9 protein-coding genes and 1 tRNA gene are annotated in these 19,924 nt (G+C 45.0%); 2 read left to right on the top strand and 8 right to left on the bottom strand.

Annotated elements, in window-relative coordinates; genetic code table 11:
• Positions 1-92 precede the first annotated feature (92 nt).
• Positions 93-1,106 (bottom strand): hypothetical protein, encoded by a 1,014-nt coding sequence (locus tag QUA00_RS13735; RefSeq protein WP_333409969.1) that lies wholly within the window; start codon positions 1,104-1,106, stop codon positions 93-95.
• Positions 1,107-1,228: 122 nt separating this feature from the next.
• On the opposite strand from QUA00_RS13735, the gene QUA00_RS13730 reads away from it, so the two are divergent.
• The gene (locus QUA00_RS13730) at positions 1,229-1,795 is read left to right on the top strand and encodes a hypothetical protein (RefSeq protein WP_333146397.1); all 567 of its coding nucleotides are present in this window, start codon (positions 1,229-1,231) and stop codon (positions 1,793-1,795) included.
• 4 nt (positions 1,796-1,799) lie between these two features.
• Here the strand turns inward: QUA00_RS13730 and QUA00_RS13725 are convergent, their stop codons facing one another.
• Positions 1,800-7,139 (bottom strand): AAA family ATPase, encoded by a 5,340-nt coding sequence (locus QUA00_RS13725; RefSeq protein ID WP_333409968.1) that lies wholly within the window; start codon positions 7,137-7,139, stop codon positions 1,800-1,802.
• A gap of 444 nt (positions 7,140-7,583) precedes the next feature.
• Between QUA00_RS13725 and QUA00_RS13720 the strand changes: the two genes are divergently transcribed.
• Complete coding sequence (locus QUA00_RS13720) at positions 7,584-10,052, top strand: ATP-dependent Clp protease ATP-binding subunit (protein ID WP_333409967.1); 2,469 nt, start codon at positions 7,584-7,586, stop codon at positions 10,050-10,052.
• A gap of 408 nt (positions 10,053-10,460) precedes the next feature.
• Here QUA00_RS13720 and QUA00_RS13715 read toward each other — a convergent pair whose 3' ends face one another.
• The 6 genes from QUA00_RS13715 to QUA00_RS13690 all read right to left on the bottom strand — a co-directional run bounded on the left by QUA00_RS13715 (position 10,461) and on the right by QUA00_RS13690 (position 19,683).
• Positions 10,461-11,021 (bottom strand): Uma2 family endonuclease, encoded by a 561-nt coding sequence (locus QUA00_RS13715; RefSeq protein WP_333307930.1) that lies wholly within the window; start codon positions 11,019-11,021, stop codon positions 10,461-10,463.
• Positions 11,022-11,355: 334 nt separating this feature from the next.
• The gene (locus tag QUA00_RS13710) at positions 11,356-15,405 is read right to left on the bottom strand and encodes a hypothetical protein (protein ID WP_333409966.1); all 4,050 of its coding nucleotides are present in this window, start codon (positions 15,403-15,405) and stop codon (positions 11,356-11,358) included.
• A 214-nt stretch (positions 15,406-15,619) separates the two neighbouring features.
• Positions 15,620-16,159, bottom strand: a complete 540-nt coding sequence (locus QUA00_RS13705) for a redoxin domain-containing protein (protein ID WP_333409965.1) — start codon at positions 16,157-16,159, stop codon at positions 15,620-15,622.
• Positions 16,160-16,271: 112 nt separating this feature from the next.
• Positions 16,272-16,871 (bottom strand): peroxiredoxin, encoded by a 600-nt coding sequence (locus tag QUA00_RS13700; protein WP_015178160.1) that lies wholly within the window; start codon positions 16,869-16,871, stop codon positions 16,272-16,274.
• A 126-nt stretch (positions 16,872-16,997) separates the two neighbouring features.
• Positions 16,998-17,070: transfer RNA gene (locus QUA00_RS13695), tRNA-Met, on the bottom strand.
• A gap of 138 nt (positions 17,071-17,208) precedes the next feature.
• Positions 17,209-19,683 carry a peptidoglycan DD-metalloendopeptidase family protein gene (locus QUA00_RS13690; protein ID WP_333409964.1) on the bottom strand — a complete coding sequence of 825 codons (2,475 nt, stop codon included), beginning with the start codon at positions 19,681-19,683 and terminating at the stop codon, positions 17,209-17,211.
• Between the last annotated feature and the right edge of the window lie 241 nt (positions 19,684-19,924).

The following is a 19,924-nucleotide window of genomic DNA, read 5'->3' as shown; positions in this document are numbered from 1 at the left end:
AGACGGGAAGGCAACAAGGCCAAGCTTCAAGGGACGCACAACCAACAATGACACAATTAATAACTAATGACTATCGAATATGCAAGAACCCATCAATCGGACGCACCCTCAGACCAAACAGGCAATTGATTAATCTTGTCGAGGGTTATATCTACATACTTTTTACCGTCCGCTGCTAGATTTTCCCCAAAATATCCCTCATCGCCGTCGTGCTTGTGAGGGCCGCTCAAAGCTGCTGCATAGCGGCCTTGCAAACGAGCTTGGTTGAAAGGAGAAGTCGCGTACCAGTACCAGCGACTCGGAAAAACTATGCCGCCAATATCCTCAATTGAATCGCGGGTGCCGCGAAAGTGGAAAATGCGATCGGCCTCTGCAAAACCATTTTCTCCCGAAAAGACGCCCCCAACCGAAACAACCGTAATTTCTGCCTTCAGCCATTCTTTAAGATAGCGAGTAGCACCCAAAGCAACTTGTGCGCCGCCGCTAGTGCCAATTAAAATAACTTTCAAAGGCTTTTGAGGATTAACTGAAATGGGAGATTGAGCATTCATGCGCTCTATAATTGCCTTAGCCATTCCCTGATTGTATGCAAATCCGTAGCGATAATCTAGAGAAATTGCAAACCTCCAGAGATTGCGAATTTTGATGAATATATCCCCCGCAATCGGCCCGCTTTTTGCCTGTTCTGCAAACCGCCAAAAAGGAGCTAGCCACCGCTCTCCTCCTAAACTTTTGTTAGACGCTGAATAAGGAAAAACATCGCCCACTGCTACGCACTGCGGGTGACTTTTAACTAAACGCTTGAGAAAAAACTCTTCACCAGGGGTTAATTCATCCCCCGAAAAATCGCCAACTCCCGGTAAAAAGATGATATAACAATTGATCTGCGAAGACTTGCGGGCTTCTAAATTGCCCTTGTTTGAGGGCAATATCTCCGGCGGATTTTTCTTGATACCAAACGTTTCGGCACTTTGATTCAGCCACCATATAACAGTTCCCACCGGCGAAAGAATGCCCCAAACTAACAGGATTACACCTGCGATGAGCAACAAATTTAAACTTCCCCCGCGCAGCCATGCAAGTATCCGTAAAATCAATCTTAGCATTTAATAAAATCTGGTAGAATGCCAATTAATTACCTAATTATCTAGAAATAGTTCGGTGATTCTGCTGTATTAGAGCTTATTTTGTAAAAGTTGTCAACTATCTTGAGGAGCAGGAGTTCAACGTGAAGGGAGAAGATTCAATTGCAGGCTTGGGGGCAACCCTTTGGAACGCACTTTCTTTGAATGGCAATTTTTACGAAAAAACTCCCTACACTCGCAGAACTAAGCGGATAGCTTTAACAATTGTAATTTTAGCTGCGCTGTCCCGCGTGTTGGGCAGCGCTGTCATTTTGTTAATCAATCGAACTGAGCTATCAGTGTTATTTTTAGCACTTTGGATAGATGGTTTGGCAATCGCGGGGGGTTATTATTTTTGGACTTTCACTATCTTTAAAATCGGAGAGTGGCTGAAGCAGGGGCACGTAACTTATGGGGAGTTGTTGGTTCCGATCGGCTTTGCTTACGCGCCACAAGTGCTGAATTTTTTAACGCTAATTCCCTTGCTGGGAGAAGGAATTGAGCGGATATTAGCTGTGTGGAGTTTGCTAGCTGTAATTGTGGCGGTTCGCCAAGGTTTGGATATTCAAACTCGCTGGGCGGTGTTAATTTGTTTTGTGGGTTGGCCGTTGATTCAAATTGCGATCGGCTTTGTGAAAGTAGTTGAACAGTTGCTTTCACGATGGCTTTAATTCATCAATACGGAAGGAAAATACTAACCTCGCTTCCCTCTCCGGGTTCCGACTTGCAAATTAGCTTTCCTCCATGTTGTTCTACCACAATTTGATAACTGATAGACAATCCCAAACCCGTCCCCTTACCTACCTCTTTAGTAGTAAAAAACGGGTCAAATATTTTACCCAATACCTCCGAACTCATCCCCACACCATTATCTACAATGCGAATTGCTACTTGATTTCCTTCGGCGACTTCAGTGCAAATCTGAATTGTCGAGTCAACTTCCCTCCCTCTTTTTTCGCGAGACAAAGCATCAATAGCATTAGTCAGTACATTCATAAAAACCTGATTAATTTCTCCCGGATAGCAGTTCACTAAAGGCAAATTGCCGTACTCCTTGAGCACTTGAATATCAATTAATTTGTGATCCAAAATCATCAACGTGCTGTCGATACCTTCGTGGAGATTAACCCATTTTCTATCTGATTCATCTAGCCGAGAAAAGTTTCGCAGCGACAGCACGATATCGCGAACTCTCGCAGCACCAACTCTCATTGAATCTATCATTTTAGTGAAATCAGTCATCAAAAAATCTAAATCTATTTGCTCTGTTTCATTGACTATTTCTTGCACGGGATTTGGGTAATGATTTTGGTATAAACGTAGTAAATCTAGTAAGTTTTCAGCGTATTCATTGGTGTAATGTAAATTTCCATAAATAAAATTAATCGGGTTATTAATTTCGTGAGCAATTCCCCCGACGACTTGCCCTAAACTGGACATTTTTTCACTTTGAATTAGCTGCAATTGAGTGTGGCGGAGTTCTTCCAATGCAGTTTGCAATTTCTCAGTTCTTTGCGCTACTCGCGTTTCCAGAATAGTATAAAAACGGGCATTTTCTAGAGAAATAGCTGCTTGTGCAGACAATATTCCCAAAATTTCTAGCCTGTCGCTAGTAAAAGCACCTTTTGTTAAATTATTTTCTAAATAAAAAATTCCCGTAAGGTTGCCTTGATGGATAATCGGCAATACCAGGATAGATAGGGGTTTATTGGTGGCAATATACGGGTCAAATTGGAATTGATCGGATCGGGTAGCATCGTCTAAAACCAAGTATTGTTGGGTTCTTTCTACATAGTTAATTAAGGAAATGGGCAGAATCTCGGATTCGGCAATCGGGATAGATTGTAACAGAGTTACATCATTTAACTCACCTGTAACTCCAGCTTCTATGAATAATTGATTACCTGTCTTGGCAAGAAATAATACTTTTTGAGCGCCTGCGTTTTCCTTCACAAGCTGTACGAGTTTCTCTAGCAAACGGCTGAGGATAATTTCGCTCGAAACAGCTTGAGATGCTTTGACAACTGTTGGTAAATCCAGCATCAAGCTATTGTCAACAGTAGTGGTAGCAGTCATGAGATCAACATTTTTAGATATTGCTCCTTGATTGCGATCGACTAAATAATGATAACGGGATTCTAAGTATTTAACTTTTGCTATAGCTCCCCAGCGGATGTAGGCATAATAAGCTTTGGTCAGATAAGAGCGAGAAATTATCTCTTTATCCAAAGATTGATAAAACTCTCCAGCTAATTCATATGCTAATGCTTCTTCTTGGATGTAACCGTTAGCAGCAGCTCCTTTAATAGCGAAGTCATAATAATCCATTGCTGCAAGTTTATCGCTAAAAATTCTAGCTTTCTCAGCTTCAACTAAGTCGTACTTGTGCTGATAATTCATGGGTGCATGGTAGGCCCACTTTTTCATGATTTGCTGATTATAGTTAACAATAGCTAAGTCTGCTTCTTGATTGTCACTGTCAGGATAGTTAGCCAGGAGGGCCAGCGAATAGTAGAAATTGTGTACCCCAACAGTGATTAAGCCGATCGCCCCATCTGCGTATTCTGCCGCTAATTTACCGCTGGCAACAGCCCCAGCATAATCTTTAAGTAAATAAAGCAGCATCAATTTAGCAACATAAGCTGCAAACAGCGACATTCGATTATTTTCTTTGTGCCAACGCGACATCACAGCAGGTTCATCCAACCTGTCGCTAACTAACCGTACTTGCTCTGATGTTTTGCTTCTTAAGCTTGAAGCAATTACTTGCCAAATTTTAGCATAACCTATGGCAAATTCGTGTCTATTTTTTAGCAGAAAGTCCATATAAAAGGTTTGCTTTTCTTTGACCGACTCTAGCGGTTCTCCCACCAAAAATAAATTGGTAATATAGTGCATAGAATTATAAACTGCCCATTCTAAATCCCCAGTCTCGACACCAACTTTCATTCCTTCTATAAAGGAAGTAAGTGTATTTTTAGTAGACTCTTTCCAGATTCTTATATGAGCATTAAATATTACATAAACCTTAGCTTTTTGTTGGCTAGCATTAAATTGTTCTAGCAGCTTTAAAGCGATTAATCCAGCGTAGTAGCCAGCTTCGATGTCGCCTTCGACGCCGCACAGCATCATTCCATAAAGAGTATAGGGAAAAGTAGCTAATGCTGAATGACCGCGTTCGATACAAAGATTGACCATAGTCAAGACGAGGGAGGAGACAATTTCTGGTTTGGCAATATAAGCAGGAGGATAGAGGGCTGTCAGGATTTCCATAGCTGCCAGTTGATAAGGATCTGTCATAACTGGCAGGTTCTCTAATTCCTCAATTCGCGGCAATTTTGGCACTGCAATAGTTGGGCTGTCTAAGAGGTTTATTCCCAGCATTTTCAGCACTTCTAGACCAGTTTCAACAGCTTGTAGCATCTGGCTTTGAGCCTGATAAAATATGATTTTTAGCTGATACACTTTTATTATGTCAAGCTGGTTTTTAGCCGATCGCAAAATCACTGCCGCCAAATTTTCTGCTTGCTCGAAATTGGTGTTTAAATATTCCGCTTCCAGCGTCTCTACATACAACCGCAGCGTCATGCTATAGCTGCAATCCCAGCTATCCGGTGCTAATAAGGAAATTCCCACATTCAAATACTTAACAGCGGGTTCATAAGCGTTAGCTGCTTTTGCCTTATGTCCAGCAATTAAATTTAATCCTGCTAACTCATCTTTTTCTGATTGCAGGTTGAGACAATCAATGCCTACATTCAACTGGTTGATAATATCAAAAATTTTCTCTTCTACTTTATCGGGTGGCGTATTTTCCAACAGCAATTTACCGATGCTAAGATGAGTGGTTTTCTTTTGATCATCAGGAATCAGCGAATATGCAGCTTGCTGGACACGATCGTGCAAAAATTTATAGCTGATTCGCGAAGAATCGAAAGTTAAATTAAATCCGGCTTCTCCATCTAAAAATAAAGGAATGAGGTAACTCTCATTCAATGGAAGTATTAACCCCGCTTGCAAAGCATCCCAGAGTTCAGTCGCAGTGACTGACGGAGATTTTTCGTTGACAGTAGATAGAACATCTAAAGTGAATTTGTCCCCAACACAAGCCGCCAATTTCAAAACTTGTTGTGTAGTCTCTGGCAACTGTTGAATCCGACTGGCTACCAGTTCAACTACACTCTTATCTATGATGCCAATAGCGTGAATATCCTCAATGTTCCACTGCCACTGCCCTTTTATTCCGGGAGACAGCAGCCCGGTAAAGTCAAATCTCAAAAGTTTTTCTTGATAAAGAGTGTTGAGCAATTGCGTCAAGAAAAAAGGATTGCCACCACTCTTATTCCAAATTAACTCCGCTAAAGGTTGAATTCTTTCTGAGTCATTCAATGTCTCAGAAATCAACTCAGTCACCTGGGCTAAAGAAAGAGGTTCCAGAACTAAATTGTTGAGAATAATCCCCGTTTCTTGAAGGTACTCTACTGTTTGCATTAAAGGATGTGTAGAGCTAACTTCATGGTCTCGATAGGCTCCAATTAATAGTAAATATTTGCTATCTGGGTCAGTCGCCAGCAATTCCATTAATTTCAATGTCGCTGAATCTGACCACTGCAAGTCATCGATAAATATGACTAAGGGATGCTCTTTTCGCGCGAATACGTGGATAAATTCTTTGAATAGCCTGTTAAAGCGGTTTTGTGCTTCTGTGGGGGGAAGTTCCGCAACCGCAGGCTGTTTGCCAATTACCAATTCTAGTTCGGGAATCACGTCAATAATTACTTGTCCGGCATCGCCTAGTGCGGCTAAAAGTTTATCTTGCCAATCTTGTAATTTTTTGATATTTTCCGTAAGTAACTGCTGGATCAAAGATTGAAAAGCTTGAATTAAAGATGCGTAAGGTATATTCCGCTGGAATTGGTCAAATTTACCTGAAATAAAATAACCCCGCTGTCTGGTGATGGGTTTTTGAATTTCGCTAACTACGGCCGATTTCCCTATACCTGCATAACCAGAAACTAGAATCACTTCAATTTGGGAAGGGGAAGAATCTTCGTCGCAAGGATTAGCTACACGTTCAAATGCTGCCAATAGTTCGCTGACTTGTGTTTCCCGCCCGTACAATTTTTGAGGAATCAACAACTGACTCAATATATCTAAGTTTCCTGGCGTAAAATCGACTATCTTCCCTGTAGTTTCTAACTGATATAAACACATTTCTAAATCGGCTAACAAGCCGCCGGCTGTTTGATATCTATTTTCGGCATTTTTAGCCATTAACTTCATCACAATTTGTGAAATTGCTGGTGGAATGTCGGAATTAATTTGCTCCGGCAAAATTGCTTGAGAAGCGATGTGACTGTAAACTATTTCTAAAGGGTCGTTGCTCATAAATGGCAATTGACCTGTCAGCATTTCATATAAAGTGATTCCTAGAGAATAAAAGTCGGTGCGGTAGTCGAGGGTGCGGTTCATTCTCCCGGTTTGTTCGGGAGACATATAAGCAAAAGTACCGACTATAGAGTTAATATTATTTATTTGGGGATTTTCTTTGGACAAGCGTGAAGCAATCCCGAAATCTGTCAGTTTAATAATTCCTGTTGCGCTGTGTATGATGATATTGCTTGGCTTAATATCTTTGTGAATAATTTTTTGAAGGTGCAGATATTCTAAGGCTTTTATGAGTTGGATGCCAAACGTCAAACAGGTGATGACTTCGAGCTTTTGTCTCGACAGGAGGCGATCGAGAGATTCGCCCTCAAAGTCTTCTAAAAGCAAGCCGAGACGGTTGTCAAAGGTTTCTAGGCTAAGGACTTTAACTAGGCCCGGATGGTCTAAATGTTGGCGAATGCGATACTCATGCTTGATCCGGGTAATTGCATCAAGGGTGGGATATTCAGCTTTCAGGATTTTGAGTACGGTTGTATCCTGGTGGGTGGGGATTTTTCCTCGATAAATAATTGTTTCGATACCTTCGTGGAGAGTGGAGTGGATTTGGTATTGCGAGAGAAATTGCATGGAGTTCTGCAGAGAGTTGAAAATATATGTGATTCTAGTCTGTGTTCGCTGTTGACTGTGGGCTGTTGGCTGACGGCACTACCACCCTCAACCGTCAAAAGTCTTGACATGGCAACTGTTATATGCTTCATTCAACCATGTACTTAGGCAAACAAAAATCAAGCTTAATTTACTGGAACAAGAATATGATTTATACATAACAATGATATTATTCATGCAATCAAGCCATTTTGCTACTATTATTCTCAATTAATATCCGATCGACAGCGGACGGCAACCACACCCCTACTATTCGGGTCTCCCCACTGTCCCTACCTCCTTAGCAAGATACATTGTTAAAGAAGGAAATACACAAAAATTTACATCTATAATTTGTGTAGTGTTCCAAATCGCTCCTCACCAGCAGCGATACAGCCCTCGCCAAGACAGTAGGATAGAAAAAATATGTTTGAACGCTTTACAGAACAAGCCATTAAAGCAATCATGCTAGCCCAAGAGGAAGCGCGACGCCTCGGTCACAATTTTGTAGGCACCGAGCAAATCCTCCTGGGACTCGTCGGCGAAGGCACTGGCATCGCTGCAAAAGTATTACTGGATATGGGCCTCAACTTGAAAGAGGCGCGCAATGAAATTGAAAATATCATCGGTAGAGGTTCCGGGTTCCTCCCGCCGGAAATTCCTTTTACACCCCGCGTCAAGCGCATTTTTGAGACGGCCCTCAACGAAGCGCGGCAGTTAGGGCACAATTACATCGGCACCGAGCACATCCTGCTAGGGCTGATTCAGGACGATGAAGGGGTGGCGGCGAAGGTGCTGCAAAACTTGGGAATCGATCGCCAGAGAGTCCGCACCCAGGTAATTCGTGCCGTGGGAGAAGTCGCGGCGGTACCCGGAGGTAGGGGAGATAGCGGCGATCGCAAAATCCCGACTTTAGAAGAATTCGGCACAAACCTCACCAAGTTAGCAGCAGCCGGCAAACTCGATCCCGTAGTGGGCCGCGAAAATGAAATCGAGCGCGTGATCCAAGTGCTCGGCCGCCGCACGAAGAACAATCCAGTGTTAGTCGGCGAACCGGGAGTCGGCAAAACCGCCCTCGCCGAAGGCTTAGCCCAGCGGATTGTTAATAGAAACGTCCCGGAAATTTTAGAAGACAAACAAGTAATCAGCCTCGATATGGGTTCGCTGATTGCTGGTACAAAGTTCCGAGGCGAATTTGAAGAACGGCTGACGAAAATCATGGCCGAAATTCGTGCTGCCGGCAACATCATTCTGGTAATCGATGAAATTCACACCTTAGTCGGTGCAGGCGCAATTCAAGGTAGCATGGACGCTTCCAATATGCTCAAACCAGCCCTTGCTAGAGGCGAATTGCAGTGTGTCGGCGCAACTACCCTGGACGAATATCGCAAACACATCGAGCGCGACGCTGCCTTAGAACGGCGCTTCCAACCGATCAAAGTCGGTGAACCGAGCGTGGCTGAAACAATAGAAATATTGTACGGGTTGCGATCGGCTTACGAACAGCATCACAGACTGACAATTTCCGACGCAGCTTTAGAAGCAGCGGCCACACTGTCAGACAGATACATTAACGATCGGTTTTTGCCAGACAAGGCGATCGACTTAATTGACGAAGCAGGTTCCCGCGTCCGCGTGATGAATTCACAAACCCCGCCCGAAGTTAAAGAGCTCAAAAAGCAACTGCCTGCAGTAACAAAAGAAAAAGATGCAGCAGTGCGCGAGCAAGACTTCGACAAAGCTGGAAAATTGCGCGATCGCGAATTAGAAATTGAAGCCGAAATCGCCGAAGCTACGATCAACAAAAGCCAACTCAAAACTTCTCCCATCGTCACCGAAGAAGACATCGCCCACATCGTGGCTAATTGGACGGGAGTACCAGTCAGCAAGCTGACAGAATCCGAATCGGAATTGCTGCTGCACATGGAAGACACTTTGCACCAGCGCTTGATCGGTCAAGAAGAAGCTGTCAGCGCAGTTTCTAGGGCTATCCGCCGCGCGCGGGTAGGCTTGAAAAATCCCAATCGCCCGATCGCCAGTTTCATCTTTTCCGGCCCCACAGGCGTCGGCAAAACGGAACTTACAAAAGCCCTAGCAACATATTTCTTCGGTTCCGAAGAAGCCATGATTCGGTTAGATATGTCCGAATTCATGGAACGCCACACGGTTTCCAAACTCATCGGTTCGCCTCCGGGTTACGTCGGCTACGACGAAGGCGGCCAACTAACAGAAGCAGTCCGGCGCCGTCCTTACACAGTCATCTTGTTCGACGAAATCGAAAAAGCTCACCCAGATGTCTTCAACATGATGCTGCAAATCTTGGAAGACGGTCGCTTAACTGATGCTAAAGGTCGGACAGTAGACTTTAAGAATACACTGCTGATCATGACATCAAACATCGGTTCGCGAGTAATTGAAAAAGGCGGCGGCGGTCTCGGTTTCGAGTTTGCTGACAGTGCCACAGACGTTCAGTACAACCGCGTTCGCAGCTTGGTAAACGAAGAACTGAAACAGTTTTTCCGTCCCGAATTTATCAACCGCTTGGATGAGATTATCGTCTTCCGCCAGTTGAACAGGGAAGAAGTCAAGCAGATTGCGGACATTATGTTGCAGCAAGTCTTCAGCCGCTTAACCGAACAGGGTATTACTTTGTCGGTGACAGACCGGTTCAAGGACTTGTTAGTTACAGAAGGCTACAATCCCAGCTACGGTGCTCGACCTTTGCGCCGCGCAATCATGCGGTTGTTGGAAGATGTACTGGCTGAGGAAATGCTGTCTGGGAAGCTAAAAGACGGCCAAAAGGCGATCGTTGATGTGGATGAAAACGGTCAGGTTAAGGTAGTACCCGATGGTTCATCTGAGCCGAAATTGCCCGAATTCGCATTAAGCCATTAATGCACTCTAAAAACGGATAAATACTGTTGATTAAAAACCCGGTTTCTCGGAGAAGCCGGGTTTTTAATTAAATGAAACCCGTTTAAAAAAAGCAACTTTAGGCAAGCTCCAAATCCTTATATAATCAGTCATATCAAATTCGGTAGCATCGGAATTATTCCTCTCTGTATTCTCTCCCTCTGCGTTCTCTGCGCCCTCTGCGGTTAAATCATTCAGATACAACCGATATCTTGCACCCTTCTCAAGTAGCCATTTATGAACAGGCCATATGCCTGTTCCACAAGAACATTGAATTTTTGTGGAACAGGCATCTTGCCTGTTCTTGAGAATGGTGCAAGATATGAGATACAACCGGAAACGATATCATTCCCAATTATAAAATCTAAAATGGTATGAGTTATGACTCTGTTATCCCAACACATTATCTACAGCAATTTCTACATCTGGAAAAGCTAGAATTGATAAAACCTGACCCCGCTGAAATCTTTGAATATTTTGATATCCCAAGGGAGAAGGTTCGCGATAAACTACTACACATTGCTCGTTAATATCTACCAGCCAAACTTCTACAGTATTGTCTTCCGCATAAAGAGGAATTTTGATAATTCTGTCAGTTTCAGCGGTTGCATCCGCTACTTCCACAATTAGTAAAATATCCTCAGACTGAGGATGTCCCGATTCGTAAAAATCATCGCGCCGCCGCAGTAAAGAAATATCCGGTTCAGGTTCCGAGCGATCGTCCAATTCTACCGGATCTTGAACTCCAATGGTTACTCTCGATAATAAGCAGATATAGAATAACTCTGTCAGACGCTTGACATGAGATGTATGCCTTCTACCGACGGCGGCCATTTGAACAATTTCTCCTCGAATCAATTCAACTTTATCATCTTTTGTCAAGATGCCAGATTCAATCATCTGATGATATTCTTTTACTGTGAACAGGCGCTTCATAAACTGAGTTGTCATAATTTATTTATTTGGCGCTCCTTTTAGTTGCCCTTTTTCTGTTTCATCGCCTTTGCTGCTTTCACAATCTCAAATCGCGGCGCAAAAAAAGGAATTTTTACCTATTGATCTTAGTTTGCTTTTAAGGTATATTTTAGATAATGGGAGTAGTAACTTAATTTTTAAAATTGCCACTATTTCCATTATTAAATAATACAGTGTCAAGCTAACAGTGTCAAGCTTTTTACCCAAAAAAAAAGGGCGATTTTTCAAAAGTTCATCAACAAATAATCATAGGGTTAGGGTTTTGGTAAACCCACCCTAACCACCCAACAAAAGTTGATTAAGGGAAAATTTAATCCCACGATTGCAATTGTACAACCCAATGCTGCACGACAGCAGAAATGCGATCGCGCCGCGTTTCAAAAGTAGCAGCAATCCAGATAAACGCAATGCCAAAAGCCAAACCCATTGCCCATTTAATCAGCGGATAATCGAAGATTAGAACCACCAACTGATAGAAAACATTGATTAAAAAAATTCCCGTTCCCACAAACAAAAACGCCCGAACTCGCAGCGCCAAACCCGCTGCAATAGCCGCCAAACTAAAAGCCCCCGCAACTAAACCGTGGTTTTGCTGAGTAAAAAGAGGCATCCCGCAAATCAGCGCAGTGGCGAGCATTCGCAGAGTGTGGCGCAGCGGTTTTTCTGCTGGTAATTTGAGAGTGCCATCGAACTGAGCAATGTAAAGTAAAGAAAGTCCTAAAGGAGTAACATAAAACTCTGGCTGAGTCAATCCTATTTGCCAGAACCACCGCAGCAATATCCAGTCAATTATTGCCACACTCACATAGGTAAAACGGGATTCTTCCCTTTCCCAAGCCAGGAAAAAATAGAAGGTAGCAGCTATCAGCAAGCTAATCGGATAAAACTTAGCCGGACTTTCCAAAATAGTAACTATTGGAATCAGCGAAGCAATTACCTGCCAAGGTTTTTTTGACCAACCCCAGTTGTCCCAAGGCAAAATGTAAATGAAATAGGCAAATAGAGAAGCGAGGGCAACTTTCCAAGGCCCCAGCGGCCCGGAAATATACTTAACTAAAGGCGTATTGATCCAATAAAGCCGGATGCCAAAGGCTTCTAGCCAGCCCAAGTAAATCCAAATTTCTGCCCATTGGCGATCGAGATTATTTCGCCCTTGCAAGAAAGCATATTGAACTAATAAAGCACCAGTGACTAATCCTAAACTTAAGCCGGATTTAATATCATTCACAGAAGCCCAAATCAGCAGCAAACTGCTCAAAACCCAGTGCAGGTGAGCAAATATTTTTAACTCTGCATTAGTTAAATGTAAATAATTGCTGAGCCAAGGAGATAAAATGCGATAGATATATGTTAAAGTTGTGCCGAGAGTTGCCAGGACAATTAAGCCATCTCCAAGAGTTCCTCCTGGTGTTTGAAAAAGTCTATAGAGTAGCGATTCGTAAGCAGCAACGGAGACGCCAATTAATCCCAAATAAACCAAAGGTTTGAATTCTGGTTCCCGCCTACCAATGCCGATCGCAATTAAAGACGCACCCAACACAGTTAAACCAGTCCAATTCGCAAAACTGTGCGATCGGAAAGTTAAACCCAATACGCCGTAAACCAAAGGTATAAAATGAATGCTAGGTAAAATTGTTCGATCGCGGTGGCGGCGCCGCCACACATCACCCAATAATTGAGTAAACAATCCGAGAGCGATATTAGCAACTGCCAAATTAATCGTAGTGCGATCGACAAAACTCAAACCCACTGCTGTCAATAACTCCAAACTCCAAGCCAAAGCATAAATTGCCAGAGGGGAAAGTTGCCGTAAACTTCGGAAAATAATCGCAGCCATTATCACCAAAATAGCAGCCAAAACTTCAGTAGAGGGCGGGAAAGTCAAGCTACTGGCTGCGTAGAGTTCATAGGAATAAAAAGTAATAGTTGTTAACAGTAAGCCGGCGAGTAAGATGGCCCACCCATCTAAAGCTCGATCGTAAATTTCAGCTAATTGAGAAGACTCAGGTAAACGGCTGGAAAAACGAACAATCATGCTGCGAAGCAACCACAGACACAAAAGAGCGATCGCCCCGGCAATTCCCCAATCCCAACCCGACACAAAACCTAATTGATCGATCGCCGCAGCTACGAAACTCAAGCCAAACCCCACTCCAATCGCAGCCGCTGGTATCTCGACTAAATAGTAAGTATTGACCAACATTAATCCGGCCGCAAAACCCAAACCAATTAACCGATATCCCGGAAAAGTAAAAATTAGAACTTGTGCAAATATTAGGGCGATCGTACTAAAGGTACTGGCAACTTTTTTGTGAGGAACCTCAGTATATTTAGCAACAGTAGTCAAAGCCAAAGGAGTCGCCAGCCAGAGCAACCTCCACTGAGGGCGATAAGTGGCAGTACCCGCAATCACATAATTTTGCAACAAGATAAAGCTAAATCCTGCTAATACTAAGCCCAGATACCAGGAACTTTGGAACCATGCAGGATGCCAGCGAAAAAAGGCAGAGCTTTCTCGGAAATTGGCCGCTTTCATACCGACAAAAAATACCCATTCACTCGCCATGAATATTAATAATATTGCAGACCAAATATTTGGTGTCAGGTTTGGGAAAAATAAGTCAATTGCCGATGCGATCGCACCTAAACCCATAATGTGAGTTAGGGGAACCAAAATTGCCGGATTTTCCGGTTGTTCAGCAGCAGAAGCCGGCCTCGAAACACGCCGGGAATTATCGGAAATTACGTATTTCCAAGTGATCCAACCTAAAATTAAAGTAGAGACTAATAAATTGAGCGATCGCCAAAACGGATTTACAAAACTAATAACAGTTAAAACACTCCCCAAACCGAGAGCAAGGTTTTCCCCAAAACTGGCAAGTTGAAACTTTCGCTTGCGGTAGAGCCACTGCGCCACACTTACCATTAAAATTAAATAAGGCAACAGCAGAAAACTCCAAAAAGCCCAAGGAGTTTCCTGAGAGTTTGTAAGCTGAGTTAAAAATGCCACAACTTGTGTTTTAATCCCTAAAGGAAGCACTCGCCAAAACAGCCAAATACTCTGAAGTCCCACCGCCTCCAGCATTACCAAATCAAACTCTTGCCAAAACCGCACTAAACGGTTATAAAAAAACCAAACAGCCAATCCGCTAACTGCGATCGCCTGTAGCGGAATGTCGCGAAAACAAACCAGGTATCCCAAACCCAACAAACCCATTCCCGCTAATTGCCATTTAAAAAAGTTGCTGGGATTTGGCTGGTCGGATATATTGTTTTCAATAGTCCCAGATGTGAGGGGGTGCTGCCAATCCAGCCATGCTAAAAGTACGCCACAAATCGCCAAAGCTAAACCCATTTCAGCGAGATTTACATCCTTGATAAATATCGCTCGACCCAGTAAAATTCCTAACGAATAAGCTACTAAAGCTGCTTTTTTGTAAGTCAGAAAATCTCTGCTCAAACTGAAAGCAGCGGGGAATGTTTCAGTATTTCCCCCACGTTGGATAGATTGCAATCGTTGTTGCTGAATTTGATAAACTGTAGCAGCAGCAGTTCCCACTGTACCCACATAAACCGCAGTAAGGGCAAAGCCGGCCAAGGCCCACCAAGAGTGCAAATAACTCAATCCCAAGTGATTTAGGGCGATCGATCGAGCGATGTTTGTTCCTGAAAAGCTTTGATATTGATATTTGATAATCCGGGCAGTTATCCAAGTCAAAATAAGTGCCGCTGCGATTGCTACCGCCCAATCCCAAGGATACCGCCACAATCCAAAAGTATCCATTGCCCAAAAATTGATCGGCACTAGCAACAGCGTCACTTCTTGCAAAGTTTGAGCAGTCAAGTGCAAATTGTGCTGTCTGTTTGCCCAACTGCTAATCGCCCAAAAGGTTAAAGTATAAGCTAATAAAACTCCATATTGTCCGGCGGCAGGAAATCTTTCCCACTGACTGGCAGCTAAGACTCCAGAGGAGACAACTACCATGAACACTCCTAAAAACAACAGCCACACCACGCTAATTTCTGCCATTAGTGAGTGCAAAATTTGAGCGATAAAATTAGGGGTTTGAGTAGTTTCTGTGGGCCTAGCAACGCTTTCTCGGCTGCTAGGTACTGCTTTTTGCGTTGATAAGGCAGGTACTTTTTGCTCGGCAATAGGATCTCGCGGGTTTTCAATTTCAGAAAAATCTACAGCGGGATCTCTGAGTGGGCAGACTAAATACTGTCGGCACAATTCCTCAACCTCAGCGGGCGAAAGTAAACCTAGCCGCAGCCACGCATCTAAACCTGTCAACAACTCAGGATGCGACGCTAAGACGCTCAATTCAATTTTGCTCGATCGACCTTTGGGAGACGACATTGGCTTAAACTTGTACTAGCTACCTTCAAGCTATAGCCTAGATTAATGTCGAGCTAATTTGACAACATTCCGCCATCGAAAGTGGCACAATAAGTATTTATAACTAAAGAACTGTCGCAGCCAGTGTCAACCGGTGAAAAAATCCCGCTGATGGGCCTAAAGCAGCGTGCCTCAGCGGTGAAAAACTCCAAATTAGGACACAGCAGCGGTTTCCTTACCGATCGACATATTGCAGCAAAGTGTCTACACTAGCATTGTGGTCTATGAAAGAAAACAAATGTTTGAAGAGGAGTTTTCCATCTGCATCCAAAACAAACTGAGCAGGCAAAGGAGCACCTAAAGCCTGACCGACTTGATAAGCCCGAAAAAGTTGACAGCCTGGATCAGAAAGCAGAGGCATTTTCAAGCCTAAATCTCTAACCACTATTTGGCTTTGGCGATCGTCGGTACTGGCAACCATCAATAATTCTATATTGCGATCGGCAAATTTTTCCCAGTTTTCATTCAAAGCTTTAATGTGAGGAAAACAGAAAGGGCAATATTGCTTTTCTGTAAAAATCCGCGTAAAAGCCAGGACTACCGGCTTATCGCCCCGATAATTCGACAGCCGCACCAATTTGCCATTATTAATATCCGGCAATTCAAAATCTGGCGTCCTCTGTCCCAGCTTCAGAACATTACTCGCGGGAACAGGCAATAAATTTTGGAAAAACCGCTCATTTAACAAGCCGCTAAAATTAGTAGAAGTCAGCATATTTCCTAATTGGGTAATTGCTAATTGCTAATTGGTAATTAAAAATCCGCTTAAATAAATGCCTCTGCGGGTAGGGACACGGCAGCGCCGTGTCCGTACAAATATAATCTGCTTAAACCGCAGCAAAGAATACCTTAGACTTGACCGGATCGGGAGTCATGGTCTTGTCACCGGGCTGCCAGCCGGCGGGACAAACTTCATCGGGATGAGACTGGACGTGTTGGATAGCTTGCAGAGTTCGGAGAGTTTCGTCCACGTTGCGGCCGAAGGCAAGATTGTTGATAGTAGAGTGTTGGATGATGCCTTCTTTGTCGATGATGAACAGACCTCTGAGGGCAATGCCTGCTTCTGGGTCGAGGACGTTGTAGGCCGAACTAATTGTTTTTTTGAGGTCAGCAACTAAGGGATAGTTGAGGTCGCCAACACCGCCAGATTTGCGGTCTGTTTGTATCCAAGCGAGGTGAGAGAATTCACTGTCAACGGATACGCCGAGGATTTCGGTATCGATTTTTTTGAAGTCCTCGAAGCGATCGCTAAATGCTGTAATCTCAGTTGGGCACACAAAGGTGAAGTCCAAGGGGTAGAAGAACAGGACTACATACTTTTTGCCTTTATAGTCGGACAGTTTAACTGTCTTGAATTCCTGATCCACTACGGCTGTCGCTGCGAAATCGGGTGCAGCTTGACCAACCCGGAGGCATTCACTGGTCATAGATTTTGTTTCCTTTTTTACGAACTGTTACAAATATATCATACTCATAACGACTACAAGTATCTTCTCGAGCGATCAAAAAAATACGCTCTCAAATTTGAGAGCGCAGTTTTTTTGATTAAATAATGGCTCAGGCGGGATTTGAACCTGCGACCTTGGGCTTATGAGTCCCCTGCGCTAACCACTGCGCCACTGAGCCAAATCTACTTCACGATTTACTATCGTAGCACGGTAGGGCTAGCTATGTCTTGTTTTCACACAACACTATTTCTAATGACTTCAAGTAAAAGTTATGAGTTTTGGTAATCATTCAAAACCCATAACTTCCGACCAGTCGTTACCGAGAAGCGCTGGACGCATCGTCTGGCAGAAAAGCCATAGGGTTGATAGCACCCTGTCCGGCGGGATGAATTTCAAAGTGCAAGTGCGGCCCGGTACTAAAGCCGGTGCTGCCCATTTCTGAAATCTGTTCGCCTTGAGCGACTCTCTGACCCTTTTGCACCAAAATTCGGCTGTTGTGGGCATAGACCGTCTCAGTGCCGTCAGGATGGGTAATTTCCACCAGATACCCGTAGCCGCCGTCGTTCCACTGAGCATAGGTAACCACCCCGTCTGATGCTGCCACAATTGGCGTGCCGATCGGCCCTGCAATATCAATTCCTTTGTGCATCCGTCCCCAGCGCCAGCCGTAGCCAGAAGTCAGAACGCCCTTAGACGGCCAAATAAACCGGTTAGCCGACTGTTGTTTGCCGTTAGGCAGATAAGTATCAGGGTTCGACAGCGGAGGCAGTTCTGGAGAAACCATGCGTCCCAAAGACGGGTTGCTTAGGGGATCGTAACCGTCTGCTCCCAAAGGAGCAGTTGCTACCACAGGCCCCTGCCCAGCAGAGGTCGGCGTAAGGTTGATCGGTTGCAGTTCCGCTGCGCGAGCGGGATCTAAACGCTCTTGCTGCTGCTTCTGAACCTGCTCAGACCAGGCTCTCGATGGCGGTCTGCTGATTTCATTCTGCACCGGCTCAGTATAGTCGGGGGTGTAGAGATATGGATTGACACTTGGCATATCCTCAGACGGGTTGACCGAGGGCCCGTCATTAGGAGCCAGGGACACCGCATTGGCGCCGATCGAATTGCGCGAGGCACGATATTCCTCTCGCAGCCTGACCACTTCTGCCCTCAAGCGTTCGGAATAAGGGTTGAGAGCTTCTGCGGTGGGGAGAGCCTCCGAATTCGACTCTGGTAAAGCGCTATTTGGATCGGCATTTGAACCCTGGGCGCTAGTATTTGCCACGAAGCTGATCGGCTGCGGGTATTCTCCCGTAGCGATGGCGGTAGCAGTGGCACTGGCTGGTCCAGGCAGGGAACTGGTGTCAACTGCACCTGTAAATGTTGGTTCGCCTTGAAGATCCAGCTTCCGTGGATCGCTAATGGTTTGGGAAACTTGAGTCAGCGGAATGCTGTTAATTTGGGGAACCATCGGCGCTGAAATGTTGTTCAGGCCTTCCAGGTTCTCCAGGGGAGAGACAACAGGCACTTTGGGCGCGGGGGCTGCAACGCCAGCACCGGCTATTTCCGAGGTAGACGAGCTGGGGTTCAAAGATGCGGGAACCGAACTCGCCGCCCAGACAGATGTAGAGTTGGAGGCAGAATAAGAGGCTGCCGCCTGCACCCCTGGATTTTTCAACCCCACTTGGGGAATTTTGAGCCGTTGATTGACATTCAGCAAGTTGGGGTTGCCGAGCTTGTTGACGGAGATCAGGTCTTTGGGCGATACGCCGTGACCTTTGGCGATCGCATCTACCGTATCTCCCGGACGCACGCTGTAGAGAACCTCAGCCGGCGCGGCGGTACTTCCTGCAGGGGGGACTAGCACAGCCGAGGGCAAACTGGGTGTTGCCACAGACTGTTCAATTGACTCGAATGCTCGATCGGGCGATGCTGCTTGACCTCCCCCGGAATTGGGAAGTACAGGTGTGGCATCGAGGTCAGGAATAGTTGTCCCAGTTGCATATCCGGGGGAGGTCAGCGTCGGTGCTGACTCCGGCAAAAATGCCGCAGGTGTAGATAAATTTGCTCCCCCCTCCGACCCGAACATCGTTCGACCCGATTCTGTGGTGCGGTTTTCCTGTTTTTTCAAACTGTCGATCGCCCCGTCTGCATTCGGGATATCGATCGAACTTTGTTCCGGTACCATCGTGACCCGCGGGGTCGCTGCGGTTGATGGCAGCGCTGTCATTGCTGCACTATCAAATGGCTCGGAGCCAGTCAGATTTAACTCTTGTTCGGGATTGACCGTCGCTGCGCGATCTAGCGAAGCCGATGTGCTATAGCCGGCGTTCTGTTGTGGTGTGGCTTCCGTCGCAGTCGGAATTCTGAGCTGTTGGCCAACTTGGAGTATGGTATCGGGTTTGATGTCGTTGGCCGTTGCTAGTACCAACGGTTCAACTTGATAATCCCGAGAAAGCTCCCAAAGGCTTTGCCCCTCCTGCACCTTAACCGTCGCCGGCTCAGAAGGTGCTCCGGGCTGTTCGGCCCTGGAACCGTCAACTTGTGCGGACGTAGCGGGCCCGTTGGCCGATACTGGCTGTACTTCAGCGGTGGATTCCGATGTCGGTGCGAGTTCAGACGCGCGAGCGCTGTCTCCATTTCTCGGTAACAGGATGCCAGAAGCACCTACCGATATTGCCAGCCCGATCGTGGCGAGAGAGCGAACTCTGCCTGTGCTGAGCGTTGTCTGTTTGGATGGTTCCGCAGAACCGTCTCTGTCGATTTCACTAGCCTGAACAGGCTTAATTTGGGGATATGTTCGTTTCAAAAAAACGACCTCCTACTGAGAAGCGCTAACTGTCCTTGGAAACACTCAAGGGGATCGCATGACGCTGAATTTAAATCAACAAGCAAAAATATTCTGATTGTTGACAGCTATCATGCTTAGGCCAGATTACCTTGCTTTTTTAATTTAGACAAGCTCAAACCGTCAGAAATTTTAAAATTCTCGGTCAAACCTGCTGCAATTAACCCCAAAAGCCTTACACCGCAAGAGCTGGAACGAATAC

The organism is Microcoleus sp. T2B6, from assembly GCF_036700475.1.
Lineage (GTDB): Bacteria > Cyanobacteriota > Cyanobacteriia > Cyanobacteriales > Microcoleaceae > Microcoleus.
Note: the sequence above shows the minus strand (reverse complement) of the source record. Positions and strands in the feature narration are given on the sequence as shown.